A 25,060-nucleotide genomic window follows, 5' to 3' on the forward strand; every position below is an offset into this window, starting at 1 on the left:
GCCGCATAGCCGCGGTCGATCAGGCGCTGACCAGCAGCGCCCGGTCGAGGACCTCGTCCGTGGCCAGGACCTTGTAGCCCTCCTCGTCGAAGAAGACGGTCATCCGATCCCCGTCGTGGCTCATGACCGTGCCCTCGCCCCAGGCCTCGTGCCGCACGTGCGAGTCGACGGGAAAGGCTCGTTCGCCGGAACTGGTCGCAGCGTCATCGACCCGGGGTCCGTCGGCCTCGCGCGCGCACCCGTCGCAGTTGCCGCACCGCTCGGGCGAGTCCTCGCCGAAGTACCCGAGCAGGGTGTGGCGACGGCATCCGGGCTGCTCCGCGTAGTTCCGCATCATGTCCTGGCGGGTCTTCTCGACCCGTTCGCGGGTCTTCGCCACGTGCCTGGCCGAATCAGCGGCCTCGGCCGCTTCGAGACCCTTGCGAACCACGAACCCGCGCTTCTTCTCGATGATCGTCTCCGCCTCGAGGAGGAGGTCGATGAGGCGCGTCACCGTCTGCCGCGTGTGGCTCAGCTGCTCGGCGACCGCGGTGCGCGTGACCGGCCGGCCTGCCGCCTGGATGGTCGTGAAGACGGCTCGGAGATGCGACCGACGAGGCAGACCGGAGGCGAAGAAGCTTCGCAGGGCGAGGTCTTCCGGGCGGTAGTGGAGGGTGGCCGATGCGGGCTCGCCGTCTCGGCCGGCCCGCCCGATCTCCTGGTAGTAGCTCTCCAGGGAGTCGGGGACGTCGGCGTGGATCACGGCTCGGATGTCCGGCTTGTCGATGCCCATCCCGAACGCGCTCGTGGCGACGACGAGGCCGACGTCGCCCGCGTGGAAGCGCTCGTGCACCTGACCGCGTTCCGCCGAGCTCTGACCGCCGTGGTACGCGACTACGGTCAGGTCAGGTCGCCGCTTCGAGAGGGCGTCGGCGTAGTACCCGGTCTCCTTCCGGGTCGCCACGTAGACGATCGCCGGAGTGGCTGCATTCGTCGCATCCTCGACGACGGCGTCGCGCTTCTGCTGGTCGTCTTCGTGCCGGGTCACCGCGAGGCTGAGATTGGGCCGATCGAAGCCGTGGCTGAGAACGAGGGGATCCCGAAGTCGAAGCCTCTCGACGATCTCGTCGCGGATCGGGCCGGAGCCGGTCGCCGTCAGCGCCAGGACGGGAGGCCGGCCGAGGTCCGCCACGATCTGCCCCAGGTGGAGGTAGTCGGGCCGGAAGTCGTGGCCCCAGGACGAGACGCAGTGAGCCTCGTCGACGACGAGCAGCCCGACGCCGCTCGCGGCCAGCCTCGCCACCGTCTCCGGGCTCGCGAGCTGCTCGGGCGCGAGGAAGACGTAGGTGATCTCGCCGGCCTCCAGGCGCTCCCAGCCCTCGGCGTTCTCGCTGTCGGTGTGACTGGAGTTGATGGCGATCGCCGCCGGCGCCTCCGGGTGCCCGACGAGCCCCGCGACCTGGTCGGCCTGCAGCGCGATCAGGGGCGAGACGACGACGACCGGCTTCCCGAGGACGGCGCCGGCGACCTGGTAGATGGCCGACTTCCCGAAGCCGGTCGGCATCAGTGCCAGCACATCGCGTTCGGCCAGGACGGCTTCGATGGCCTCGAGCTGCGCCGGGTGCAGCTCGTCCCAGCCGAAGACGGATGCGGCTGTCTTATCGATGGTCGTCCGGTCGGTCGATGTCGTCGTGCTCACTGCGTGTCCTTCGAATGGTGGACTCTCAGTTCACGAGTCCGGCGTGGGACACGCCCGACACTGTCAGTCGATGCGCGGGCGTGTACCCCCGGAATACGACGACGCGCCACTACTCCCCCGGCGCCGTGCCGGTTACCTCCTCGAGCCGCTTCGAGACGTCGATGCTGGAGCCCGAGCGACCTGGATGTACCCCCAGCGAGAACGGCCTAGCGTCAGCCGAGGTCGAGGGATCTCCCTCGACCTAGGTGTCGAGCAGAGGAATCATGATGTCGCTTGGAGACAAGGCAAAGGATCTGACCCAGAAGGCAGCCGGTCACGCCGAGGAGTTCGTCGGCAAGAAGACCGACGACGCCGAGCTGACCGCCCAGGGCAAGAAAGACCAGCACATGGGCGAGGCCCGCAAGAACGTCGAGGACTCGAAAGACGAAGCCCGCGACACGACAGACGACACGGAGGGTGCGGGCCGGGTCTGACCCCGCCTCACCTCACACCCGGGCGCAGGCCCAGCACATCGCCGAGGTGCTTCTCGGCCACGACAGAGAGATGCAAATGGCACACGGAGTAGCAACAGTCTGGGTTCCGGTCACCGACATGAAGAGGGCGGTCGCCTTCTATCGCGACACTCTCGGACTCGACGTCAAGAGCGAGAGCGACGACTGGTCGGAGCTCGACGCCGGAGGGCTCATGATCGGCCTGAACGGACGCGAGGACGCCAGCGTCTCGTCCTCGGGCGGAGCAGTCATCACCTTCCAGCCCGACGGGACCATCGAAGACGAGTTGGCCGAGATCGCGTCTCGGGGCGCGGACATCCAGGGCGAGATCAGCGACCACGAGTGGGGTCGCATCGTCCCGTTCAAGGACTCCGAGGGCAACGACCTGCAGTTCTACACGCCGCCGCAGGGCTGACGGCCTCGCAGGTGGTCGTCCTCAGCTGAGGACGACCACCCACGCGACCACCGACAGACCCACGACGCGCAACCAGAGGGCGGCCGCGCCGGCTCCGCGCCACACCGCCGCGAACTCCGCGACAGCGACAGCGAGCGCCACGAGCGTGACGAGCACGACGCCGCCTCCGACAGGGCTGCCGACGATCATCGACCCCACCTGCTGGAACGCGACGATCCCCCACGGAACGATCCCGACGGCTGAGCCGAAGCCGAGGGCGTGACGCGGGCCGCGGCCCTGGAACATCCCGAAGAGCACCCCGCCCGATGCCAGCGCGTAGATGCCGACGAGTGCGCCGACGTCTTCGACGCCGTTGAGCAGTGCGACCACGAAGACGACGATCGGCCACGTCAGAAGAGGATCGATCCACGCGCCCAGGCGCCGTGGCACGAAGCGCCCGACCGCGAGCAGGGCGACCACGACCCCGAGCGCCACCCCGATATCGACGTGCGCGATCAGGTGCCGGGAGGCTCCCCCGAACGCCGCGGTCACCGGGCGGAGCGCAGGATCCCGGCCCCCCGCCACCACGACCAGCAGGGCGACCGCCTCCACGGCGAGCAGCACGCCCGCCCACCGTCGCCCGCCCACCGGCCCGGCCGCGACTCCACGCCCAGCGCTCATGTGCGTCAGGCTACGCTCCGCGAGCGGTCGGGCGGCCGGGCGGTCCAGCAGCCCAGCGGTTCAGCCGTCACAAGCCGAGAGCGGCGCGCAGGAACGGCGCGGTCCGGCTGGACGGGTGGTCGGCCACCTGCTCGGGCGTGCCCTGAGCCATCACCCGACCGCCCGCGTCACCGGCGTCCGGGCCGAGGTCGATCACCCAGTCGGCCTGGGCGACGATTCGCATGTCGTGCTCGACGATGATGACCGTGTTGCCGCCGTCGACGAGGTCGTGCAGGTGCCCGATCAGCCGGTCGGAGTCGGCGGGGTGCAGGCCCGACGTGGGCTCGTCGAGAAGGTAGAGGGTGTCGCCGCGCTGTCCTCGGCGCAGCTCAGTCGCGAGCTTGACCCGCTGGGCCTCCCCGCCCGAGAGCTCCGTCGCCGACTGTCCCAGCGACACGTAGCCGAGGCCGACGTCGAGGAGGGCGTCGACGTGGCGTGCCACCTCGGCGTCGGCGCCGAAGAACTCCTTGGCGCGGCTGACGCTCATGGCGAGCACGTCGGCGATGGTGCTGCCGTCGAGCTCGATCTCGAGCGTCTCCGGGTTGTAGCGCGTGCCGCCGCAGGCGCTGCACAGCGCGTGGACGGTCGGCAGGAAGAGCAGCTCGACCTCCATCGTGCCTTCGCCCTTGCAGACGGGGCATCGCCCGGCCGGCAGGTTGAACGAGAAGCGGCTGGCGGCGTACCGGCGGCGACGGGCCTCGGGCGTGGCCGCGAAGCGGGCCCGGATGCGGTCGAAGAGCCCCGTGTACGTCGCGACGTTCGACCGCGGCGTCCGGCCGATGGGCTTCTGGCTCACCTGGACGACGCGGCGCAGGCGTCCCTCGGGGCCGACCGCGCGCCCTGAGGTGACGTCCGGGACCGAGGCGAGGAGGGGATCCTGCGCGGCCCCTGCCGGCTCGTCGGCGTCGAGGGACTCCTCGTCGACGTCGGCGCCCAGGCTGCCTCTCAGCAGGTCGGGGACGGCATGGGTCACCAGCGTCGACTTGCCCGAGCCCGACACCCCGGTGACGGCGGTGAGGGCACCCAGCGGGAAGCTCACCGACACGTCTCGCAGGTTGTTCCGGGTCACGTCGAAGAGCTCGAGCCGGTCGTCGCCCGATCGGCGCTCACGGACGGAGGCCGACCCCGGCTCGCCGAAGAGGTACGCGCGGGTGACGGACTCCTCCACCTCGCGCAGCCCCTCCAGCGGGCCGGAGTAGAGCACCTCTCCGCCCGCGGTCCCGGCACCGGGGCCGATGTCGACGATCCAGTCCGCCTGGCGGATCACGTCGAGGGAGTGCTCGACGAAGAACACGGTGTTGCCGGAGTCCTTCAGGGCATGCAGGATCCGGGAGAGCGACTCGGTGTCAGCCGGATGCAGCCCGGCTGACGGCTCGTCGAGCACGAACACGACTCCGAACAGACGCGACAGCACCTGGGTCGCCAGCCGCATCCTCTGCAGCTCGCCCGACGACAGCGTCGGCGTCGTGCGGTCGAGCGAGAGGTAGCCGAGACCGAGGTCGATGATCGGCGAGAGCCGGGCGAGCAGGTCGCCGGCCAGCCGCTGGGCCGCGAGCCGCTTCTCGGGAGCGATCGGAGGCGCGGACGACCAGTCGGGAAGCAGAACCTGCCTCATCAGCTCGGCGATGGCGTTCAACGGCATCGCCGCCACCTGGGTGATGTCGTGACCCTCGACCGTGACGGCCAGGGCGTCGGGCTTCAGCCGCCTGCCGTGGCAGGTCGGGCAGACGACGCTCACCATGAACTCGGCGGCCCGCTCCCGCATGCGCGCGCTCTTCGAGTTCGCGAACGTGTCGAGGACGTACTTCCTCACACCCAGGAACGTGCCGTAATAGGAGTGCGGGGCCTTCGCCGCGACCGCCTTGCGCACCTGCGCGGGCGAGAGGTCGCGGTAGATCGGCACCTGCGGGGAGTCCTCCGTGTACAGAGCCCAGTCCCGCTGCTCGCGTGGCAGGTCTCGCCACGGCACGTCGATGTCGTAGCCGAGGGAGACGAGGCTGTCGCGCAGCTGCTTGCCGTGCCACGCCGAGGGCCACGCGGCGAGCGCGCGATCGCGGATCGTCAGCGTGTCGTCGGGAACCATGAGCTCCTCGGGCACGTCGTAGACGCGGCCCAGACCGTGGCAGGTCGGGCAGGCGCCCTGCACGGTGTTCATCGAGAAGTCCTCGGCCAGCAGCAGCGGGGCACCGGGCGGGTAGGTTCCGACCCGCGAGAAGAACATGCGAAGCACATTCGCCAGGGTCGTCGCGCTCCCGACCGTCGACCGAGCCGTGCCGCCGGTCCGCTGCTGCGGGAGGGCGACCGCAGGCGGCAACCCGTCGATGCGGTCGACATCGGGGGCGCCGACCTGGTCGATCAGACGGCGCGCGTACGGGGCGACGGACTCGAAGAAGCGCCGCTGCGCCTCGGCGTACAGGGTGCCGAAGGCCAGGGAGCTCTTTCCCGATCCCGAGACGCCGGTGAAGGCCACCAGCGCATCGCGGGGGATGTCGACGTCGACGTCGCGGAGGTTGTGCTCGCGTGCGCCGCGCACTGCGACCACGTCGAGTCGATTGCGGTCATCAGTCGTCACAGACCCACCCTAGGGTCGCGCACCCGTCGGCGCCCGTGTGCCGACCGGGTGACAAACCTGCTCCTCGCCCGGAGCCGCGGAGCGTAGCGTCCGAGACAAATCGAGAGGGAATGATGACTGACCAATACACGATGCAGGACCCGACGAAGATGTACGCCGACCGGACCCCCGACGAGCAGTACCTCCCGGGCGCCGGCACCGACGAAGAGCTCGCCCAGAACGTCCCGGCCGACCACGGCGAGGACTCCTACCGCGGCTCGGGTCGCCTGCAGGGCCGGAAGGCGTTGATCACCGGAGGCGACTCCGGCATCGGCGCCGCCGTGGCCATCGCCTACGCACGCGAGGGCGCTGATGTCGCGATCGTGTACCTGCCCGAAGAGCAGGAGGACGCCGACCGGATCCTGCAGCTGATCCGCGACGCCGGGCAGAAGGGCGTCGGCATCGCCGGCGACCTCAAGGACGCAGAGTTCGCCCGCGAGACGGTGGCGACCACGGTGCGCGAGCTCGGCGGCCTCGACATCGTCGTCAACAACGCCGGCAAGCAGCAGCACGTCGAGGACATCGTCGACCTCACCGACGAGGAGTTCGACGAGACCTTCAAGACCAACGCCTACGCGACGTTCTGGATCACCAAGGCGGCGGTCCCGCACCTCGCCCCGGGGTCCGCGATCATCAACACGACGTCGATCCAGGCCTACGCCCCGTCGCCCCACCTGGTGCACTACGCGGCCACCAAGGCGACCGTCAACAACCTCGCCAAGGGCCTCGCGGCGCAGCTCGCACCCAAGGGCATCCGAGTGAACGCGGTCGCACCGGGCCCGATCTGGACCCCGCTGCAGCCCGCCGGCGGCCAGCCCTCCGACGCCCTGCCCGAGGCCGGTGAGCAGACCTACCTCGGCCGCTGGGGTCAGCCCGCCGAGCTCGCGCCCGCGTACGTCTTCCTCGCCAGCGGCGAGTCGTCGTACGTGGTCGGCGAGACGCTCCACGTCGACGGGGGCATGCCCACCCCGTAGCGGGTGCGCGAGCGGCACGTCGGAATACCTCCGCGTGCCGCTCGTTGGGCTTCACATGTCGGAAATCACCACACGAACCGCCCTCGTCGTCGGCGCCTCGGGGATCACGGGCTCCGCGCTCGTCTCCCAGCTCGTCGCTGACGGCTGGCAGGTCCTCTCCCTCTCGCGCAGCGCGAAGTCGGCGCCGGGCATCCGGGGCATAGCCGCCGACCTCCTCGACCCGGTGAGCCTCGCGGCCGCCCTCGCCGACGAGATGCCGACCCACGTCTTCTTCACCGCGTGGCAGCGGCGCGAGACCGAGGCCGAGAACATCGCCGTCAACAGCGCGATGGTCCGCGACCTCCTCACCGCGCTGGACCACGCGCCGCTCGAGCACGTCGCCCTCGTGACCGGGCTCAAGCACTACCTCGGGCCGTTCGAGGCGTACGCCGCGGGCGAGATGCCCGACACCCCCTTCCACGAGGACGAACCCCGTCTCGACACTCCGAACTTCTACTACGCGCAAGAAGACGAGCTGTTCGCCGCCGCCGAGAAGCAGGGCTTCACCTGGTCGGTGCACCGCTCCCACACGGTCATCGGCCACGCCGTCGGCAACGCCATGAACATGGGCCTCACCATCGCCGTCCAGGCCGCGATCGTCAACGAGCTCGGTCTCGACTTCGTCTTCCCCGGCAGCGAGGCGCAGTGGAACAGCCTCACCGACATGACCGACGCGGGTGTCCTCGCCGACCAGATGGTGTGGGCCGCCACCGATCCCGCCGGCGCCGACGAGGCGTTCAACATCGTCAACGGCGACGTCTTCCGGTGGCGCTGGATGTGGCCGCGCCTCGCCGCCCACCTCGGCGTGCCGGCCGAGCGCGTCGTCGGTTTCGCCGACGCGCCTCGTCCCCTGGAGCAGCAGATGCAGGATCACGAGTCCGTCTGGCCGCGCATCGCCCAGAAGCACGGCCTCGTCGAGCCCGACGTCAGCCGACTCGCCTCCTGGTGGCACACCGACGCCGACCTCGGCCGCGAGATGGAGGTCGTCACCGACATGGGCAAGAGCCGCGAGGCGGGGTTCCTCGTCTTCACGAGGACCGAGCGGTCGTTCGCCGAGCTGTTCGACCGCTATCGAGCCGACCGGATCATCCCGCCGGTTCTGTAGCGATCGCGCCGACGGGCTCGCATTGCCTCGAGGGCGGCGGCCCGTCAGACTCGGTGCATCGACGTCCGTCCCCGTCTGGAGTGCTCATGGCTGACAAGCCGACTGTCCTGTTCGTCTGCGTGCACAACGCCGGCCGGTCGCAGATGGCCGCCGGGTTCATGACGAGCCTCTCCGGCGGACGGGTCGCAGTCCTGTCGGGCGGCTCGGAACCGGGCGACCGGATCAATCCGGTGGCGGTGGTGGCCATGGCCGAGGAGGGCATCGACATCACGGGCACCGTGCCCCGGCTGCTGACGACGGATCAGGTCCGGGAGTCCGATGTCGTCATCACCATGGGCTGCGGCGACGCATGCCCGATCTTCCCCGGCAAGCGCTACGACGACTGGGAGCTCGTCGACCCCGCCGGAAAGGGCATCGACGACGTCCGGCCCATCCGCGACGACATCAAGGGCCGCGTCGAGGCTCTGCTGGCGGAGCTGCTGCCGGCGGCCGCGGGGGCGTAGAGACGGAGTGCTCGGATCGGCGAGCCAGTTCCTGCGCCCGGTATCGCAGGCCCCGGAGCAGAGAGAACCGCACCTGAACTGGGGCTGACCGGGGCCTGGCGCGGCCCTAGGATGAGCACACGCCGGCCCGATTGCGGGGTCTGCACTCTTTTCGCTCCCGGGGGAACACCGTATGTCCGCACCACGCCCGCGCCGTCGCGCGCTCACTCTCACTCTCGCTGCGGCGACAGCCACCGGCCTCGTGCTGGCGGGCGTCGTTCCCGCGATGGCAGACACGGCGGCCCCTGCCGCGCCCGTCACGTCGACCGCGGCGATGCCCAGCCCGCTCGGCACCGTCGGCCAGGCGGCCCCGCACTCTCGCTCGGCCCGATCGGCGGCACCCGGAGCGAGCTCTCGCCTGCTCACCCCGTCGACTGTGGTCGGCACGCACCCGGGCGACCAGGTCGACCCCGTCACGATCAACACCCCGAGCAATCGCGACCAGGCTGTCGCGGGCGACGGGTCGGTCGCGGGAGACACCCTCTACGGCTACGGGTACATCGCCTCGCAAGACAGGAACGTGCTCGAGCAGTGGACCGATCAGGGCTGGGAGCGCCTCCCGGTCACCCTGACCGGCTCGGTCTATCAGCCCGTCGGGTTCGGCGGCGACCTCTACTTCATGACGTGGAAGGCCGCATCCTCCGGCCTCGGCACGTCGACGCTGTGGCACAAGAGCGGCGACGACTACATGGCGGTGAAGTCGTTCAAGGGCTTCACGAACCTGTCGGTCGCGGGTACGCGCCTGTCGCTGCTCGTCGACACCAAGGCGAAGACGACTGCTTACACCTACGACGGCTCGAAGCTGGCGGGCGGGACCGCGTCGACGACGAAGCACATCCTGGGCTTTATCGCGCTCGGCAGCACGCGCTTCCTCTGGATCGGCGGCAGCGGCTGGAACGCGGCCATCTACCGGGTCGACGCGAAGGCGATCACCCGCGTCGTGTCGTCGCCGTGGGCCATCGCCGGCACCGTCTGGAAGGGCGCCGTGTACTTCGGCGGCGCCACCAGCACCAGCACCGGCATCTACAAGTTCACCGGCACGAGCATCGTGAAGGCGACCTCGGTCGAGCTGGCCGCGAACTTCGACTACACGTACTGGATCCCGACGGTGGGCGTCTACGACGGAGACCTCTACTTCACGGCCGACTACCTCGACGAAGAGACCTACCTCTACCAGTACGACGGATCGACGGTCACCCAGATCACCACGATGTCTCACCCGGGCATGTGGTTCTACGACTTCACCGAGTTCGACGGCAAGCTGTTCTACGGCGGGGGCGACGGCAAGCACCGGTACACCTGGTACTTCGACCGCGACGCGGCCCCGACGGGAGCGGTCGCAGGAACGACCCCGACCCTGTCCGGCACGGCCACCGTGGGGCACCGCCTCACCTCCGAGGCCGGCGCCTGGACTCCGACCGCGACGCTCGTCTACCGCTGGTTCCGCCACGGAGCGACGGGCACCTCCCCGATCGACGGCGCGACCGGCAGCTCGTACGTGCTGACCGGGGCCGACCGCGGCGCGACCGTCACGGTCTCGATCGAGGGCTCGGGGCAGGGGTATGAGACGACGACCCTGGAGAGCGCGGCGTCCGACACCGTCGCGACCGGGACCATCACCCTGGCTCCGGTCATCTCCGGGACGATGAAGGCGGGGACCACCCTGACGGCGCTGCCGCACCTCACCCCGACGACTGCCACGAGGGCGTACCGCTGGTACCGCGACGGCAAGCCGCTCGCGGGCGCGAGCACGAAGACGTACAAGGTCACGTCAGGCGACGTCGGGCACAAGCTCCAGGTCGCCGTTCACGCGACCGCGACCGGCTACACGGACGCCTCGGCCACATCGGCGGCGCGCACGGCGAAGCGCTAGCGCCCGCGCGCCGCGAACTGGGGGCACGACGCCCCAAAAGGGGTTCGTGCGGCGACGAGACGCGACCTTTACGGTTAACCAACTTGACCGGGAGGCTCGCCTTGAACGTGACGGGCCCTGCGCTCCGCAGACGAATCGGCGTGCTCTCCACCTCCGTCATCTCGCGATGGCCGCGGGCCGGCGTCGCGGATTCGGGCCGGATCGTGAGCGCCGGAATGCGTCGCTTCGACCGGCTCTTCGACCTCATCGTCGGCGGCTTCGGGATCCTCTACGCGCTGCAGACCGCCGACTCGCTGGTCGCCGGACTCCCCTCCCTGTCGAACCCGCTCGGAGTCGCCATCATCGTGCTGGTGTGCATCGGCGTCGCCGCCGGTGTCGGTCCTCTCGTCGCTCCCGCGCACGCCGCGCGCGTCTTCCTCGTCGGGGCGGCGGTCTACGGAGTCGCCCTCCTGCTGTGGGCGCATACGGTGACGCCGCCTGTCCCGGTGAATCCGATGCCCTGGCTGATCGCCGTGTGGCCGGTCGGCGCCGCCTATCTCGCGCGGGGATCGCGGACCCTCTTCGTGCCGATCGTGATCGCGACCGCCGTCAGCGCTGTGGCCAGCGTCGCCCTGCGGTTCCGCGGCGACGTGGCTGCGCCCGACGTCGCCGTCGACAGCCTCTTCATGACGGGGCTCGCGCTCGTGCTGGTCCTCCTCCTCGGAACCGTCCGGCACCGCGTCGTGGCCGCCGCGCTGGCGCAGCAGTGCTCGGTCGACAGCTTCGCCGCCGCGCAGCTCGAGGAAGCGACCGAGCAGGAGCGCAAGCGGACGGACGCGCTGCTGCACGACGCCGTGCTGACGACGTTCCTCTCGGCTGCCTCGGCCGACGACGACGACGCAGAAGAACTCGCCTCGCGGATGGCGGCGAACTCCCTGCGCGTGCTCCTGCATGTCAATGCCGTCGGCCGCAGCGAAGACGCCGTGCCCTTCGGGCAGATCGTCGCCGACCACCGCGACCAGCTCGGCGCCTGGCTGAGCCGCTTCGATCACGACCTCGCCGCGGTGGAGGTCGTGATGCTCCCCGAGAACGTCGCCCGGGCCCTCGTCGACATGCTCGCGCACTCGCTGGCGAACAGCGTCCAGCACGCCGAGGGAGCCACCCGTCGAACCGTTCGAGCCCACCAGCTCGGGTCGGACGGCATCCGCATCGTGATCGAGGACGACGGGTGCGGCTTCGACCCCGAGGCACTCGGACAGCGGGGCAGCGGGGGTGGCAGCGAGTCGTCCCGCGCGCTCCGCGCGCTGGAGGGACGGGTCGATATCGATACCGCTGCGGAGACCGGTACCCGCATCGTCCTCAGCTGGGGGTCCGTCGCCATCGTCGGCACGGAGCTCCTCGTCGAACAGGAAGACCGGGCACGGCCGTGATCAATGTCCCCCGCTGGCTGACGCTCGGCCTGACGCTGAGCTTCGCGCTCTTCGCGGTCGTCTTCGCTCTCGTCGTCCTCGTCTCGAGGCCGGAGACGACTTCGACGGCGGCGGGGCTGGCTCTCTTCACGGCCGCTGTCGTGGCCTGCCTCGGCATACCGCCGGCCGTCGTTCCGTCCCTCCGCCGGGCGGGCTTCATCGCGATCGTCGGGCTGGCGCTTCCCGTTCTCGGCAGTGCCGCCCTCGACCCCGACACGGACTCGTTCTCGAACGGCGCCTGGTACGTCAGCGCCGTGGTCTGCCTGGTGGTGCAGCTGCTGCTGCATCGCCGGCAGCGACTCGCCTGGCTGGTCCTCGCCGGCCTCGTCGTGGAGACGATCATCTGGGCCGGACCCTGGGGCCTCCTGCGCTTCGGCATCCTCGCCACGATCCTGATGATCGCGGTCGTCACCGCCTCGGCCTGGGCGATCGGCGTGACCGGCACCGAGATCTCCCGGCACGCCGAATCCGAGCGCCAGGCAGCGACCTGGCGTGCCGCACAGGATGCCTTCCACTCCGAGCACCGGGTCCGCCTCGGCAACACCGCGCTGGTCGCCGCGCCCATGCTCCGGACCATCACCGAGCAGCGAGGCCGGCTGACCGCGGCAGACCGTGCGGAATGCCGGCTGCTCGAGCAGACCATCCGCGACGAGATCCGCGGGCGGCAGCTCCTCACTCGCACGATCCGGGAGCAGGTCATGCTCCACCGACGACGCGGTGCGGTCGTCCAGGTCAACGACGACGGCGGCCTCGACGGAGTCGACCCCGGCGATCTCGATCGCCTGCTCGCCCAGCTGGCCGGCGCGATCACCGGCTTGACCTCCGACCGCATCATCATCCGCACGGCGCCGATCGACTCCCCCACCGCCATCACCGTCGCTGCCATGTCGGTCGACCCGGTGGCCGCGGCGCTCGGTCTCGACGACGACGACGACCAGATCGACCTGTGGCTCGAGCTGCCGCGGGTCGCGCGCTGACCGACCAGGGCGACGACAGGCCGGTCACGACGGCCGGCCCGCCGCTCAGGCGCGCTGCCTCGTGCGCCGCAGGTCGACCAGACCCAGCGTGAGCGCCGCCCCCGAGACGATCAGGGCGAGGCCGAGCGCGTCGGCGAAGGTTGCGACGTGGGGTGCCGGCACGCCCTCGGTGCGCGAGACGACGGCCGAGCCGAGCAGGGCGACGAAGACCGTCCCGAGGATGGTCTGACCGGTGGCCGACCCGATCCTCTGCGCGGTCTGCAGCACGCCGCCCGCAGCACCGCCCATGCGCGGATCGACGTCCATGAGGCTGAGCGTCTGGTTCGGCGTGACGATGGCGCCGCCGGCGATCCCGAGCACGAACAGGGGCAGGGCGAGGCGCAGGATCACCGTGGCCGGGTCGGTCAGGTCGGGCCGGCTCTGGACGACGACGCCGATCACGATCGTGCCGGCGAAGAACACCGACACCGCGCCCACGACTAGGGGCCGTCCGATGCGAGGGACGAGCCGGCCGGCGACGGGAGCCCCGAGGACGGAGCCGAGCGCCAGGGCCGAGACGCCGAGGCCGGATTGCAGGGCCGTGAATCCGAGGCCGTTCTGGTAGTAGAGCGACAGGATGAGCGGGATGCCGGTGTTGCTGCAGAAGAACACCACCGCGAAGGCGACACCGGTCACGAAGGTCGGAACGCTGAAGAGCTTCAGGTTGAGCAGCGGTGACGCCGTCTCGTGCGTGAGCCGCGACTCGCGGCGGACGAAGAGGGCGAGGAAGCCCGCCGCGGGCGCGAAGAAGACGAGCACCCATCCGCTGTGCAGCTCGTTGACCTCGACGATCGGAAACAGCACGCAGAAGAGCGCTGCGCCGAGGAGGACCGCGCCGGCGATGTCGAGTCGGCCCGACGCGTCTTTGCTCGGCTCGAGCTTCGGCACCCACCGACGCGCGAGGATCACCGCGACGATGCCGATCGGCACGTTGATGAAGAACACGAGACGCCAGCCGAAGGCCGGGCCGCCGAGAGCGATCAGGAGCCCGCCGAGCACGGGACCGAGGGCCGTGCCCACGCCGACCGTGAGCCCGAGACCGCCGAACGCCCGGCCGCGCTCGGACTTCGGGAACGCGTTCTGGATGTAGCCGGACACCTGCGGCCCGATGATGCCGCCGAAGAGCCCCTGGACCACCCGGGCCGCGATGAGAACGATCGGCACGGGGGCGAGGCCGACGGCGGCGCTCGCGAGCACGAAGCCCGAGACGCCGATGATGAAGATCCTGCGCCTCCCCCGAGTGTCTCCGAGTCGCCCGCCGATGACGGGCATGAGGCCGAACGCGAGGATGTACCCGCTGACGATCCACTGGAGCTCCGCTGCGCCGGCGCCCGTCGAGCGTCCGATCGACGGGAGCGCCACGTTCGTGACGCTCACGTCGAGGAGCGCCGCGAACTGCCCCATGAGCATGACGAACAGGGCCCGCCAGCGCCGGGGATCGAGGTCCTGGCGCGGGGACGGATCGCGTGCCGTGTTCGAGACCGTGAGCTATCGTCTCCGCAGCGTGACGACGAGATGCAGCAGGGGCACCGCGGCCGCCGCCATGAGGATCGAGCCGAGCACCTCGTCCGTCGAGCGCAGGAAGACGCCGCCCACGAGGAGCGCCGCGAAGACGATCGCCGACCCGAGCCGGCTGACAGAGCGCTCGACGGCCCCGAGGCGCCGGTCGATCTCGGGAGTCCGGACGGCGAGCTGGCCGCGCTCGAGGCGGGTGGCGAGCTCGTCCATCCTCCGCGGAAGCCGGGCGACCGTGGCGCCGTAGGCCAGCGCCTGCTGAGGAAGGTCGCGCAGGGCGTCCCGGCCGTTGGAGCTCAGGATGGTGCGCGCGAAGGGGTCGACGGCATCCCACATGTTGAAGTCGCGATCGAGGGCGCTCGTCACTCCCGACACCAGCGAGATGGTGCGGATCAGGAGGAGGAAGCTCTCGGGCAGCTGGAAGGGGAGGCCGCGGATGGTCTCGCCGAACTGCCGGCCGAACGCCTCCAGCTCGCGCGGGTCGATGGTCTGGAGCTCGGCGATCCCCAGGCCGCCGAAACGGTCGAACAGCGCCGACATGGCGCGTTCCAGCTCATCGGTGTCGGCCGTCGACAGCAGCACGCCGAGCTCGCCCAGCGAGGCGACCAGCGCCCGGCTGTCGCGTCCGACGGCGGCGAGGATGAAGTTGCGGAGTCCGGCGCGGAGCGGGTCGGAGATCTCGCCCATCATGCCGAAGTCGACGTAGCTCAAGTGCCACCTCACCCCGTCGCCGGTGTCGGATCCGTCGACGACCGGGGTGACGAAGATGTTGCCCGGGTGGGGGTCGGCGTGGAAGAACCCGGAGACGAAGATCTGCTGGAACGTGACGCGAGCCAGCTCGTTGGCCACGACCGCAGGATCGATGCCCGCCCTCTCGAGACCCTCGACGTCCGTGATCTTGATCGCGGTGACGTCCGAGAGCGTCAGAGCCCGGAGCGAGCTGCGCTCCCACACCACCACCGGCGCCTCGACCAGGGGGTCGGCGGCGAAATCCCGGGTGAAGCGCTCGGCGTTGCCGGCCTCGTGCAGGTAGTTGATCTCTTCGAGGCTCGTCGCCGCGAACTCCTCGACGAGCGCGGGTGCGTCGGCGCGCTTCGACACGAGGCTCACGTGCGAGAGCCAGCGGCCGATGCGGCGCAGCGCTGCCAGATCGACGGCGACGATCTCGTCGATTCCGGGTCGCTGGATCTTGACGATGACGTCTGCGAAACCCAGATCGGCGGCGAGCGCGGGCGACAGGCGCGCCCGGTGCGCCTGGCCGAGGGATGCCGCGGCGATGGGCGTCGGGTCGAAGAAGGCGTAGGCCGACTCGAGCGGCATGCCCAGCTCGGCGACGGTCTGCTCGCGGATCCTGTCGAAGGGCTCTGCGGCCACTTCGTCTTGCAATCCCTCGAGTTCGCTCGTGACCTCCGGCGGAAGGATGTCGAGTCGCGCCGAGAGGAACTGCCCGACCTTGATCATCAGACCGCCGAGGTCGACCGCGAGCACTCGGAACCTTCGGGCGAGGAACTGCAGCCGGGCGGTTCGGCCGCGAGCGGAGAATCGGCGGAGGCCGATGCGCGGGAGGAAGAGCTCGTACCACCAGGCCTGCGCCAGGAAGATCCACGCGAACCGCACGATCCTGCGGTAGCGCGCCCGCGAGGCGCGACTGGTCTGCGGCGCGGAGGGCGTGCCGCTGGCTTGCGGCATGCCCTACTCCTCGGCGAGGATCGCGTAGAGCTTGCGGCGCGCCTCGTCGACGACGGCGATCGCCCGCTCGGACTGGCCGGGATCGCCGGTCTGCGCGACCTGGGTCATCACCTGGGCCAGTCGCGCACCCGACTTCGTCAGGGCGAGAGCTCCGTGCAGACCCTGCCCCGCCGGCTGCTGCGGCTCGCTCGTCGGCTCAGAGCGGGCGGATGCGACGGATTCGGCCGCGGCGCGGCGCCCCGCATCGGTCAGAGCGTAGATCTTGCGCTCTCCGACCTGCGCGGCCGAGATCAGGCCCTCGTCGACCAGCACCTGCAGGGCCGGGTAGACGGCTCCGGGGGTCGGCTTCCACGCTCCGTCCGAGCGGGCCTCGACGGCTCGGATGATCTGGTAGCCGTGCATCGGCTCGTCGCTGAGTTCGAGCAGGATCGCTGCGCGGATGTCGCCGCCGTCTGCGGCTTCCGGGCTCCCGACCGTCGTCGAGGGAGAGCCGAATGCCTGACGGAGACCGTCGACGGCGCCCCGCAGATCGAAACCGGGTGAGGACGACGAGCTCATAGCAGGGTGTCCCTTCAGGACGTAAGCCGAACCTTGACGATACATCGCTGTCCTGTGTGACAGGCAGTGCTCGACCTCCCCCGCTCGGCCTCTGCGCCGCGCCCCTCCGGTCACTCCGAGGGCGCGACGCCGAGCTGGCGCACCAGCCTCGGGATCTGCTCCCTGAACGGGAAGAACCCGCGCGACGCATGCGGCCACGCCAGGCTGTCCCACCGACGGCGGACGCTGACGAGGGCGACCCCTTCGGAGGCGAGGACGGGACGCAGCTTCTCGAGCCTCTCGTGGACGGGGCCCATCGGTGCCGTCGGGACGACCACGGTGTCGAGCTGCTCGGACTCCGCCCAGCGCAGGACGGTGGAGGGCCGCGTGTCGGCGAGGAGCTGCGCCGGGCGGCCGCCGGCATCGAGTGTGCGGGCTGCGGCGTCGTCGAGCGCCGTCGCCGTGAACGCCGCCACGGCCTCCGACGCCTCGAACGGAGATCGCTCTCCCGAGTCGGCGACGGCGGCGGTCGCCACCAGCCGGTCGGCGAGCCCGGGCTGCTCGGCGAGCAGGCTGCCGGCCTCGAGGTCCTCCTCGTGCAGCAGCAGGCCGACGCGATCGCCGAGCTGTCCCACGACGTCGTCCGGCTCGATCGCCACCCGGGGCGGGAGGGGGTCTTCGGAGAGCGCCCGGGCCTCGCCGGCGAGTCCGGCAGGCGAGAACCGCCCCTCCGTGTACTTAGCGATGTTGGAGGCCGAAGCGAGGTAGGTCTTGCCCGTGGTCTGGAGGCCGGCGACCCAGCGCCACGACAGCGTGTTCGACGCCGCATCCCCGTCGAGCAGGTGCCGGTAGAAGAAGTCGGCGCCGAGCTGCCAAGGCAGGCCGAGGGTGAAGATCCAGATGCTGGCGAACCACATCCGCGTGTGGTTGTGCAGGTAGCCGGTGTCGATGAGCTCGTGCACCCAGGCGTCCATCGCGTCGATGCCGGTCCGCCCGGCCACGGCGTCGAGATAGGCCTGCGGGAGATCGCCGATCGCGAACTCGCCCACGTCGCGGCGGTAGCGACGCCACACCTCGGGGTTCTGCTCCAGCCAGCCCTTCCAGTAGGTGCGCCAGAACACCTCCTGCACGAACTTCTCGGCGCCGCGGAGGCTGTGCCGGTCGAGGACGGCGGCGACGACCTCGTGCTCGGTCACCAGGCGATGGCGCACGTAGGGCGACAGCTCCGAGACGTTGTCCCTCGACACTCCGAGGTCGTGGTTGCGGTCGCGGGCGTAGTCGGAGCCCGCGCGGGGGACGAACTCGTCGAGCGCGTCGAGGCCGGCGGATCGGGTGGGGATGAACACTCTCCCATCGTGCGCCCCGCGGAGCCGCGAAGGCTGACAGGGGTGCGCATCCGGCGAGCGCGGGTGGCGCTAGCTCGGGCTCAGTGCCTCCTCGTCCGCCGCGCCGTTCTTCTGCACCGCGAACTGGGTCCGGTGGAGCTCCTCGTACCGGCCGCCCGCGGCCAGCAGCTCTTCGTGCGTGCCGCGCTCCACGATCGAGCCGTCCTCCACCACGAGGATCATGTCCGCGCTCCGGATCGTGGAGAGGCGGTGAGCGATCACCATGGCGGTCCGCCCTTCGAGCGCCTCGCTGAGCGCCGCCTGCACGGCGGCCTCCGACGTCGAGTCCAGGGCCGCCGTCGCCTCGTCGAGGATGACGACCCGCGGCTGGGCGAGCAGGAGTCTCGCGATCGTCATCCGCTGACGCTCGCCCCCGGAGAGCCGGTAGCCGCGCTCCCCCACCACGGTGTCGAGCTGGTCGGGCAGCGAGCGGATGAGCGGCTCGAGCCGTGCGCGGCGCACGGCGTCCCACACCTCGTCGTCGGTCGCGTCCGGACGCGCCAAGCGGAGGTTCGAGAGGATGGTCTCGTGGAACAGGTGGCCGTCCTGCGTCACCATGCCCAGAGTGTGCCGCATGGACGCCAACGTGACGTCGCGGACATCCGTTCCCGACAGGCGCACCGCACCGCTGTCGACGTCGTAGAGGCGCGAGAGAAGTTGCGCGATCGTCGACTTGCCGGCGCCGGACGTCCCGACGAGGGCGACCGTCTGCCCCGGCTCGATCCGGAAGGACACGCCGTGCAGCACCTCGTCGCCGCCGCGGGTGTCGAGAGTCGAGACCTCCTCCAGGGAGGCGAGCGACACCTTGTCCGCTGACGGATAGGCGAAGCGGACGTCGTCGAACTCGACGGAGACCGGGCCTTCGGGCAAGACGGCGGCGTCGGGCTTCTCCTGGATGAGCGGTTCGAGGTCGAGCACCTCGAAGACCCGCTCGAAGCTGACCACCGCGCTCATGATCTCGACTCGGGCGCTCGCGAGGCCGGTCAGCGGAACGTAGAGGCGGGTGAGGAGGAGCGCCAGAGTGACCACGTCGCCGGTGTTCAGCTGGCCGCCGAGTGCGAGGAAGCCGCCGAGGCCGTACACGAGCGCGAGAGCGAGAGCGGAGACGAGCGTCAGGGCGGTCACGAAGACGAACTGCAGCATCGCGGCGCGCACCCCGATGTCGCGCACGCGGGCGGCGCGCACGCGGAACTCCTCGGCCTCCTCGTCGGGCCGGCCGAACAGCTTGACGAGGGTGGCGCCCGGCGCCGAGAAGCGCTCGGTCATCTGCGTGCTCATGGCGGCGTTGTGGTCGGCGGCCTCGCGACGCAGCGCCGCGAGACGACTGCCCATCCGGCGCGCGGGCACGAGGAAGATGGGCAGCATGACGATGGCGAGGACCGTCACGAGCCACGACGTGCTGAGCATGACGATCAGGGTGAGGATCAGCGCCACGGAGTTCGTGACCACGCCGGACAGCGTGCCGCTGAAGGCCTGCTGCGCCCCGATCACGTCGTTGTTGAGGCGGCTCACGAGGGCGCCCGTCCGTGTGCGCGTGAAGAACGCGATCGGCATCTTCTGCACGTGGTTGAAGACCGCGGTGCGGAGGTCGAGGATGACGCCCTCGCCGATGCGCGCCGAGTACCAGCGCGTCACAAGCGACACGCCGGCGTCGGCCACGGCCACCGCGGCGATGCCGATCGCGAGCCAGGCGATCGTGGCGATCGCGCCGTCGGCCACGATGACGTCGACGACCCTGCCGGCCAGCACCGGCGTCGCGACCGCGAGGAACGCTCCGACGACGGAGAGGAGGACGAAGACGATCAGCTTGGCCCGGTAGGGCACCGAGAACGTCAGGATCCGACGCACGGACGCACGCGAGATGCCGTGCTTGCCGTCTCGGGCGGACGAGATCTTGTAGAGCGAGCTCCAGGCCGCGGACTCCATGCTCATTGCGGTTCCTTCCGTCGACCCCCGGCGCAGCCTGGTCGGTGGACGGGGCGGTGGCGCAGCCGGGAGCAGGCCGAGACTAACCCACTGCGCGCCCTGCGAGACTTGTCGCATGCCCGTCCACGGTTCCCCGCTCCAGCGTCTCGGCTTTCTCACGATCGGCTCGTTCGACCCCGCGGCCCCGGCCGGCGGCCACGAGGACACGCTGCGGGTGATCGAGCGCGGCGAGCAGCTCGGCCTCGACAGCGCCTGGCTGCGCCACCGGCACCTGCAGCCGGGCATCTCGTCGCCGGTCGCGATCATGGCGGCGGCGTCTCAGCGGACGAGCCGCATCGAGCTCGGCACGGCAGTCACTCCGATCGGAGCGGAGAACCCGTTCCGCCTCGCCGAAGACCTGGGCACCGTCGATGTGCTGCTGGGTGGGCGCCTCAACCCCGGCTTCTCGGCGGGGACCCCGATGAACTTCGACCTCTACCGCGACGCGATCTACCCCGACACCGCTGAGCAGGAGGACCTCGGCTACGACCGCCTGATCCGCCTGCGCAACCTGGTGCGGGGCGACGCCGTCAGCGAGGCCGGCCGACGCGGCATCGAGGAGTTCAGCGGCATCGTGCAGCCCCACTCCCCCGGCCTCGTCGACCGCCTCTGGTGCGGCGTCGGCAGCACCCGCTCGGCCGTGTGGGCGGGCGAGAACGGCTTCCACCTGCTCGCCTCGAGCGTGACCCGCGCCGAGCACGGCACGGACTTCGCCGTCAACCAGCGCACCCAGATCGACGCGTACCGTGACGCCCACCCGAAAGGCGCGGCCGCCCGCGTCTCGCAGGGTCTCGTCGTCGTGCCCACCGACTCGGCGACGCCGGAGCAGCGCGCCCGCTACGCGACTTACGCCGAATCGCGGGCCGGCCGCGTCGGCGTTCCCCAGGGCCCCGGCAAGCTGCTGTTCGCGGCAGACCTCGTCGGCACCTCTGCCGAGATCGCCGACACGCTGCACGCCGACCCCGCCTACCAGGCCGTCGACGAGGTCGCGTTCGCACTGCCCTTCGCGCTCGAGCCCGACGACTACGCGCAGATCCTGACCGATCTCGCAGAGCACCTCGGCCCAGAGCTCGGCTGGGCGCCGTCCGCCTGAGCCGGTTCACTCGTCGTCACGGGCTCACAGTCTCAAGCGTGGCTTCATCAACCGTCTGGTTGATAAATTCATAGAGACTTGATAACTTTGCCGTGCCCCGAACGGGGGTGATCGCGTTCTCCCGCGATCGGGCCTCTGACTCTTGCCGCTGATCGATCACCGGCACTGAGGCCCCACCGGCTACGGCCGCGGTGTCGCACATTCCCGGGCGACATAAGAACTTCCCGAAAGGCCTCTTCCTTGGCTAACGAAAAAAGGCGGAGGTCGCTTCTGGCGGCCACCGCGACAACCTGCGCGCTGGTGCTCATCGGCACCTTCGGAGGCGCTGGCGCCGTACAGGCCGCTCCTGCCCACACCCCCGGGCATGTCGCCCCGGGTCGAGCCGCCAATGCGGAGAAGGCCGAGGAGGCCATCCGCGACGGCTCGGGCCGCATCACCGAGGTGGCTCCGGTCGACGGCACCTGGATGAACCGCAAGCTCTCCGCCGACAAGCGGGCAGACCTCCTCATGGGCCAGATGACTCTCGAGGAGAAGGTGTCGAGGCTGCACGGCGACTTCAGCGGTGAGACTGCCTTCTACATCGCTCCTCTCGCGCGCCTCGGCATCCCCGCCCTGCTCCTCACCGATGCGGGCTCGGGCGTCCGCGTGACGAACTCGGCCACGAACGACGGAAAGGCGACGGCGCTTCCGGCGCCGATCGCACTCGGCGCGACCTGGGACACCGCCATGGCGAGCCAGTACGGCGACGTCCTCGGCAAGGAGGTCCGTGCAACCGGCCAGAACGGCCTCCTCGGACCGACCGGCGACCTCGTCCGGGATCCTCGCTGGGGACGCCAGTTCGAGGCCCTCGGCGAAGACCCGGCCCTCGCCTCCGCGCTGCTCGGGCCGGAGATCAAGGCCGTGCAGTCTCACGACGTGGTCGCGACCATCAAGCACCCCGCCGTCTACAACGAGGAGACCAGTCGTCTCAACGGCGGCAACGTCACCGTCAGCGAGCGTGCGCTCCGCGAGACGTACCTCGCACCGATCGAGGCTTCGATCAAGGCCGGCGTCGGCTCGGCCATGTGCTCCTTCAACAAGGTCAACACGGTCTACGCCTGCGAGAACTCCGAGGTCTTCGACATCCTCAAGAAGAGCTACGGCTTCAAAGGCTTCATCCAGACGGACTACGGCGCCGCTCACAGCACCGTCGCCGCCGCGAACTCCGGCCTCGACGTCGAGTTCCCCGCCGCCGGCTACTTCGGGCAGCCCCTCATCGACGCCGTGAACAACGGCCAGGTGTCGCGTGCCACCGTCGATGACAAGGTGCACCGAGTCCTTCGCACGATGTTCGCCATGGGCGCTTTCGACCGCCCCATCGGCACCAGCCCGCTGACCGTGAGCGCCGACCGCGCCGCGGCCGCGAACATCGCCGAGAAGTCCGCCGTTCTCCTGAAGAACAGCGCGGCGACAGGTGCTGCGTCCCGTGCAGCCGTCCTGCCCCTCGATCCTGCGAAGACGAAGTCGGTTGCCGTGATCGGCGCCGACGCCGACGCCCTCGCCACGGGCGGCGGCAGCTCGGTCGTGAAGCCGACCGCGTCGGTGACCCCTCTCGCCGGCATCAAGAAGCGTCTCGGGTCCTCCGCGGCCGTCTCGTTCACGCCGGGAACCGACCCGGTGGGCCCGGCTCACTCCCTGAGCGGCGCCGCCGTTCCGTCGTCCGTGATGGCGACGTCGTCCGATCCGACGACCACCGGCCTCACCGCCGAGTACTGGTTCAACCAGGACCGGTCGGGCACCCCGGATGTCACCCGCACCGACAAGCAGGTCGCGCTCAGCGCCGGGTTCCTCGCCATTCCCGGGCTGTACGGATCCTCGGTCCCCGCCGTTCCGGGCTATAACTTCGGCGGTCCGCTCTCGGCGCGCTGGTCGGGAACCATCACGGCACCGGCCGACGGCGCCTACGCCCTGTCGCTGACCGGTTTCGGCAGTTCGAGCCTGTACCTCGACGGACAGCAGATCATCGACGGGTCGAACCCGCACGCGGTCCGCACCGACACGGGAGCCACCCTGCGCCTGGTCAAGGGCGAGTCGCATGACCTCCGCGTCGAGTACAGCAACAACGCCTCCGACCCCGACCAGGAGAGCTCCGCCGACCTCGTCATGACCTGGACTCACCCGTCTCAGATCGTGGTTCCGGCAGTCGCCGAGGCCGTCGCCGCCGCCAAGAAGGCGTCCGTCGCGGTCGTCTTCGCTCGCGACTACGTCGGCGAGGGTCGCGACAAGAAGACCCTGACTCTGGCGAACGAGCAGGACGCTCTCATCTCAGCCGTGACGAAGGCGAACCCCCGCACCGTCGTGGTCCTGACGACGAGCGGATCGGTGAACATGCCGTGGCTCGGTTCCGTTCCGTCGGTCCTCGAGGCGTGGTACGGCGGACAGGAGCAGGGCACCGCAATAGCTCGCGTCCTGTTCGGCGACGTCAACCCGTCGGGCAAGCTGCCGGTCACGTTCGCCAAGAACGACGTGTCGACGCCCACCTCGGCACCGGCATCGTTCCCCGGCATCGACCGCACGGCGACGGTCGATGGAGTCAACATCGGCTACCAGGCCTACCGCGCTGCCAAGATCTCCCCGCAGTTCGCGTTCGGCTCCGGTCTCAGCTACACGAAGTTCAGCTACAGCAAGTTCGCGGTCAAGGCCTCCACGAAGACCGTCACCCGCGGAGCACCCGCATCGGTCACAGCGACGGTCCGAGTGACGAACACCGGCGCCCGATCCGGCACCGAGACCGCGCAGATGTACGTCGGCACCCTGCCCTCGAAGAGGGTCGCGACATCACCGCAGAAACTGGCCGGCTTCACCAAGGTCACTCTGCGTGCGGGACAGTCCAAGACCGTCACCGTGAAGCTCAGCGCGCGAGCGTTCGCCTACTGGAACTCGTCGAAGGACGTCTGGGCCACTCCCACCGGCAAGGTCACCGTGAGCGTCGGATCGTCGTCCGCCGACATCCGGCAGAAGGCAGTCGCCGTCCTCCGGTAGACGCGATCTCGAATAGCCGCTGAGGCATAGCGCCCCAGGGCGAGAACGGTCACCTCCTAGACTCAGGGGGTGACCGTTTCGCGTCCCGGCGCTACCGGACATCGAAGCGGTCCGCCGACCAATCGCCGGGGTGCTCAGACCCGTGCGGTCATCCTGGCTGCTGCCGGGGAGCTTTTCGGCTCCCAGGGCTTCTTCGGCACGAGCGTCCGTGAGATCGCTGCCGGCGCAGGGGTGAACCATGCAACCCTCCTCCACCACTTCGCATCCAAGGAGCTCCTCCTCGAGGCCGTCCTGGACGAACGGGAACAGCAGGTGTACCGCCTCGTCGGTCCGGTCGATCCTCGTCCCGACTTCCGGGCGTTCTACCGCCGCCTGACTCAGCACAACGAGTCCGTGCCCGGCCTGATCGCCCTTTTCGCCCGCACCTCGGTGGATGCGACGAATGCCAATCACCCGCTGCACGAGCAGTTCCAGACCCGGTACGACCGGGTCGTCCGCACGATGACGATCGAGTTCGAACGGCTGGAGACACTCGGGCTCCTCCGACCGGGAATCGAGCCAGCGAAAGCGGCACGCACCCTGATTGCCACCCAGGACGGCGCCCAGATCCAGTGGCTCTTCGACCCCGAGGGCGTCGACATCAACGACATCATCCAGAGGCTGCTCGACACGCTGCTCACAGATCCGCCCGCCGAGCCGGAGACGGCGTCGGCCCCCTAGCGATTTCGGCCAGGTGTTCGCGGCTGCGGGGCCCGAAGGGGAGCAAGAGTCGGCGGGCCGCCACCGATCGGGGTACTTACGGGTTGCAATCTGAGAGTTCTCTGATGTGATCTCGACAAGCCGCCCGACCAGGCGTAGCTTCTGATCCACACCGGACCAACCATCCGGCCTTCGAGTCTTACCAGCTCGCTCGCTCGCTCGCCGTCGTTCATCGATGGCAGACGACCTCAGTCAACCGATGAAG

Annotated in this window: 19 protein-coding genes; 11 read left to right on the forward strand and 8 right to left on the reverse strand. The window is 70.0% G+C overall.

The annotated features are described in order from the left end of the window. Positions 1–19: 19 nt before the first annotated feature. On the reverse strand, positions 20–1,678 hold the full coding sequence (locus EDF46_RS12200) for an ATP-dependent DNA helicase RecQ (RefSeq protein ID WP_123506599.1): 1,659 nt from the start codon (positions 1,676–1,678) through the stop codon (positions 20–22). A 266-nt stretch (positions 1,679–1,944) separates the two neighbouring features. On the opposite strand from EDF46_RS12200, the gene EDF46_RS12205 reads away from it, so the two are divergent. Both EDF46_RS12205 and EDF46_RS12210 read left to right on the forward strand, forming a co-directional pair. After that, positions 1,945–2,151: a CsbD family protein gene (locus EDF46_RS12205; protein ID WP_123506600.1), complete on the forward strand. Its 207-nt coding sequence runs from the start codon at positions 1,945–1,947 to the stop codon at positions 2,149–2,151. 76 nt (positions 2,152–2,227) lie between these two features. Beyond that, on the forward strand, positions 2,228–2,584 hold the full coding sequence (locus EDF46_RS12210) for a VOC family protein (RefSeq protein WP_123507090.1): 357 nt from the start codon (positions 2,228–2,230) through the stop codon (positions 2,582–2,584). A gap of 21 nt (positions 2,585–2,605) precedes the next feature. Here EDF46_RS12210 and EDF46_RS12215 read toward each other — a convergent pair whose 3' ends face one another. Next, entirely contained in the window at positions 2,606–3,244 is a 639-nt protein-coding gene (locus EDF46_RS12215) for a hypothetical protein (protein WP_148061199.1), read from the reverse strand. Positions 3,245–3,311: 67 nt separating this feature from the next. Further along, positions 3,312–5,855, reverse strand: coding sequence for an excinuclease ABC subunit UvrA (locus tag EDF46_RS12220; RefSeq protein ID WP_158614234.1), 2,544 nt, complete (start codon positions 5,853–5,855; stop codon positions 3,312–3,314). A 110-nt stretch (positions 5,856–5,965) separates the two neighbouring features. On the opposite strand from EDF46_RS12220, the gene EDF46_RS12225 reads away from it, so the two are divergent. From EDF46_RS12225 to EDF46_RS12250, 6 genes are all read left to right on the forward strand, one after another. Further along, on the forward strand, positions 5,966–6,868 hold the full coding sequence (locus EDF46_RS12225; RefSeq protein ID WP_123506602.1) for an SDR family oxidoreductase: 903 nt from the start codon (positions 5,966–5,968) through the stop codon (positions 6,866–6,868). A gap of 55 nt (positions 6,869–6,923) precedes the next feature. Next, positions 6,924–8,012 carry an SDR family oxidoreductase gene (locus EDF46_RS12230; RefSeq protein WP_123506603.1) on the forward strand — a complete coding sequence of 363 codons (1,089 nt, stop codon included), beginning with the start codon at positions 6,924–6,926 and terminating at the stop codon, positions 8,010–8,012. Between the two features lie 86 nt (positions 8,013–8,098). Beyond that, complete coding sequence (locus EDF46_RS12235; RefSeq protein ID WP_123507092.1) at positions 8,099–8,515, forward strand: arsenate reductase ArsC; 417 nt, start codon at positions 8,099–8,101, stop codon at positions 8,513–8,515. A 172-nt stretch (positions 8,516–8,687) separates the two neighbouring features. Next, positions 8,688–10,427, forward strand: a complete 1,740-nt coding sequence (locus EDF46_RS12240) for a hypothetical protein (RefSeq protein WP_148061200.1) — start codon at positions 8,688–8,690, stop codon at positions 10,425–10,427. 140 nt (positions 10,428–10,567) lie between these two features. Then, positions 10,568–11,836 (forward strand): ATP-binding protein, encoded by a 1,269-nt coding sequence (locus EDF46_RS12245; RefSeq protein WP_123506605.1) that lies wholly within the window; start codon positions 10,568–10,570, stop codon positions 11,834–11,836. Next, entirely contained in the window at positions 11,833–12,852 is a 1,020-nt protein-coding gene (locus EDF46_RS12250) for a hypothetical protein (protein WP_123506606.1), read from the forward strand. Before EDF46_RS12245 ends, EDF46_RS12250 begins: the two co-directional genes overlap by 4 nt. 45 nt (positions 12,853–12,897) lie before the next feature. Here EDF46_RS12250 and EDF46_RS12255 read toward each other — a convergent pair whose 3' ends face one another. The 5 genes from EDF46_RS12255 to EDF46_RS12275 all read right to left on the reverse strand — a co-directional run bounded on the left by EDF46_RS12255 (position 12,898) and on the right by EDF46_RS12275 (position 19,949). Then, positions 12,898–14,295 carry an MFS transporter gene (locus EDF46_RS12255; RefSeq protein ID WP_199738277.1) on the reverse strand — a complete coding sequence of 466 codons (1,398 nt, stop codon included), beginning with the start codon at positions 14,293–14,295 and terminating at the stop codon, positions 12,898–12,900. An 84-nt stretch (positions 14,296–14,379) separates the two neighbouring features. Beyond that, entirely contained in the window at positions 14,380–16,095 is a 1,716-nt protein-coding gene (locus tag EDF46_RS12260; protein WP_123506608.1) for an AarF/ABC1/UbiB kinase family protein, read from the reverse strand. Positions 16,096–16,098: 3 nt separating this feature from the next. Continuing rightward, positions 16,099–16,653 (reverse strand): PadR family transcriptional regulator, encoded by a 555-nt coding sequence (locus tag EDF46_RS12265; RefSeq protein WP_158614235.1) that lies wholly within the window; start codon positions 16,651–16,653, stop codon positions 16,099–16,101. Positions 16,654–16,763: 110 nt separating this feature from the next. After that, complete coding sequence (locus EDF46_RS12270) at positions 16,764–17,978, reverse strand: FAD-binding domain-containing protein (protein WP_123506610.1); 1,215 nt, start codon at positions 17,976–17,978, stop codon at positions 16,764–16,766. Positions 17,979–18,047: 69 nt separating this feature from the next. Next, a complete protein-coding gene (locus EDF46_RS12275) occupies positions 18,048–19,949 on the reverse strand; it encodes an ABC transporter ATP-binding protein (protein ID WP_123506611.1) in 1,902 nt (633 codons plus the stop codon). 109 nt (positions 19,950–20,058) lie between these two features. Here EDF46_RS12275 and EDF46_RS12280 point away from each other — a divergent pair, with 109 nt between their 5' ends. The 3 genes from EDF46_RS12280 to EDF46_RS12290 all read left to right on the forward strand — a co-directional run bounded on the left by EDF46_RS12280 (position 20,059) and on the right by EDF46_RS12290 (position 24,816). Then, the gene (locus EDF46_RS12280; protein WP_123506612.1) at positions 20,059–21,075 is read left to right on the forward strand and encodes an LLM class flavin-dependent oxidoreductase; all 1,017 of its coding nucleotides are present in this window, start codon (positions 20,059–20,061) and stop codon (positions 21,073–21,075) included. Positions 21,076–21,315: 240 nt separating this feature from the next. Beyond that, on the forward strand, positions 21,316–24,096 hold the full coding sequence (locus EDF46_RS12285; RefSeq protein WP_148061201.1) for a glycoside hydrolase family 3 protein: 2,781 nt from the start codon (positions 21,316–21,318) through the stop codon (positions 24,094–24,096). 69 nt (positions 24,097–24,165) lie between these two features. After that, the gene (locus EDF46_RS12290; protein ID WP_123506614.1) at positions 24,166–24,816 is read left to right on the forward strand and encodes a TetR/AcrR family transcriptional regulator; all 651 of its coding nucleotides are present in this window, start codon (positions 24,166–24,168) and stop codon (positions 24,814–24,816) included. The last annotated feature ends 244 nt before the right edge of the window (positions 24,817–25,060 follow it).

The organism is Frondihabitans sp. PhB188 (genome assembly GCF_003752365.1).
In the GTDB taxonomy this organism is placed as follows: Bacteria; Actinomycetota; Actinomycetes; order Actinomycetales; family Microbacteriaceae; genus Frondihabitans.

Bases quoted from the DNA above. Each gene is read 5' to 3' on its own strand.
- EDF46_RS12205 (WP_123506600.1), top strand. From the start codon at position 1,945: ATGTCGCTTGGAGACAAGGCAAAGGATCTGACCCAGAAGGCAGCCGGT.
- EDF46_RS12210 (WP_123507090.1), top strand. From the start codon at position 2,228: ATGGCACACGGAGTAGCAACAGTCTGGGTTCCGGTCACCGACATGAAG.
- EDF46_RS12215 (WP_148061199.1), bottom strand. From the start codon at position 3,244: ATGAGCGCTGGGCGTGGAGTCGCGGCCGGGCCGGTGGGCGGGCGACGG.
- EDF46_RS12225 (WP_123506602.1), top strand. From the start codon at position 5,966: ATGATGACTGACCAATACACGATGCAGGACCCGACGAAGATGTACGCC.
- EDF46_RS12230 (WP_123506603.1), top strand. From the start codon at position 6,924: ATGTCGGAAATCACCACACGAACCGCCCTCGTCGTCGGCGCCTCGGGG.
- EDF46_RS12235 (WP_123507092.1), top strand. From the start codon at position 8,099: ATGGCTGACAAGCCGACTGTCCTGTTCGTCTGCGTGCACAACGCCGGC.
- EDF46_RS12240 (WP_148061200.1), top strand. From the start codon at position 8,688: ATGTCCGCACCACGCCCGCGCCGTCGCGCGCTCACTCTCACTCTCGCT.
- EDF46_RS12255 (WP_199738277.1), bottom strand. From the start codon at position 14,295: ATGGGGCAGTTCGCGGCGCTCCTCGACGTGAGCGTCACGAACGTGGCG.
- EDF46_RS12260 (WP_123506608.1), bottom strand. From the start codon at position 16,095: ATGCCGCAAGCCAGCGGCACGCCCTCCGCGCCGCAGACCAGTCGCGCC.
- EDF46_RS12265 (WP_158614235.1), bottom strand. From the start codon at position 16,653: ATGAGCTCGTCGTCCTCACCCGGTTTCGATCTGCGGGGCGCCGTCGAC.
- EDF46_RS12275 (WP_123506611.1), bottom strand. From the start codon at position 19,949: ATGAGCATGGAGTCCGCGGCCTGGAGCTCGCTCTACAAGATCTCGTCC.
- EDF46_RS12280 (WP_123506612.1), top strand. From the start codon at position 20,059: ATGCCCGTCCACGGTTCCCCGCTCCAGCGTCTCGGCTTTCTCACGATC.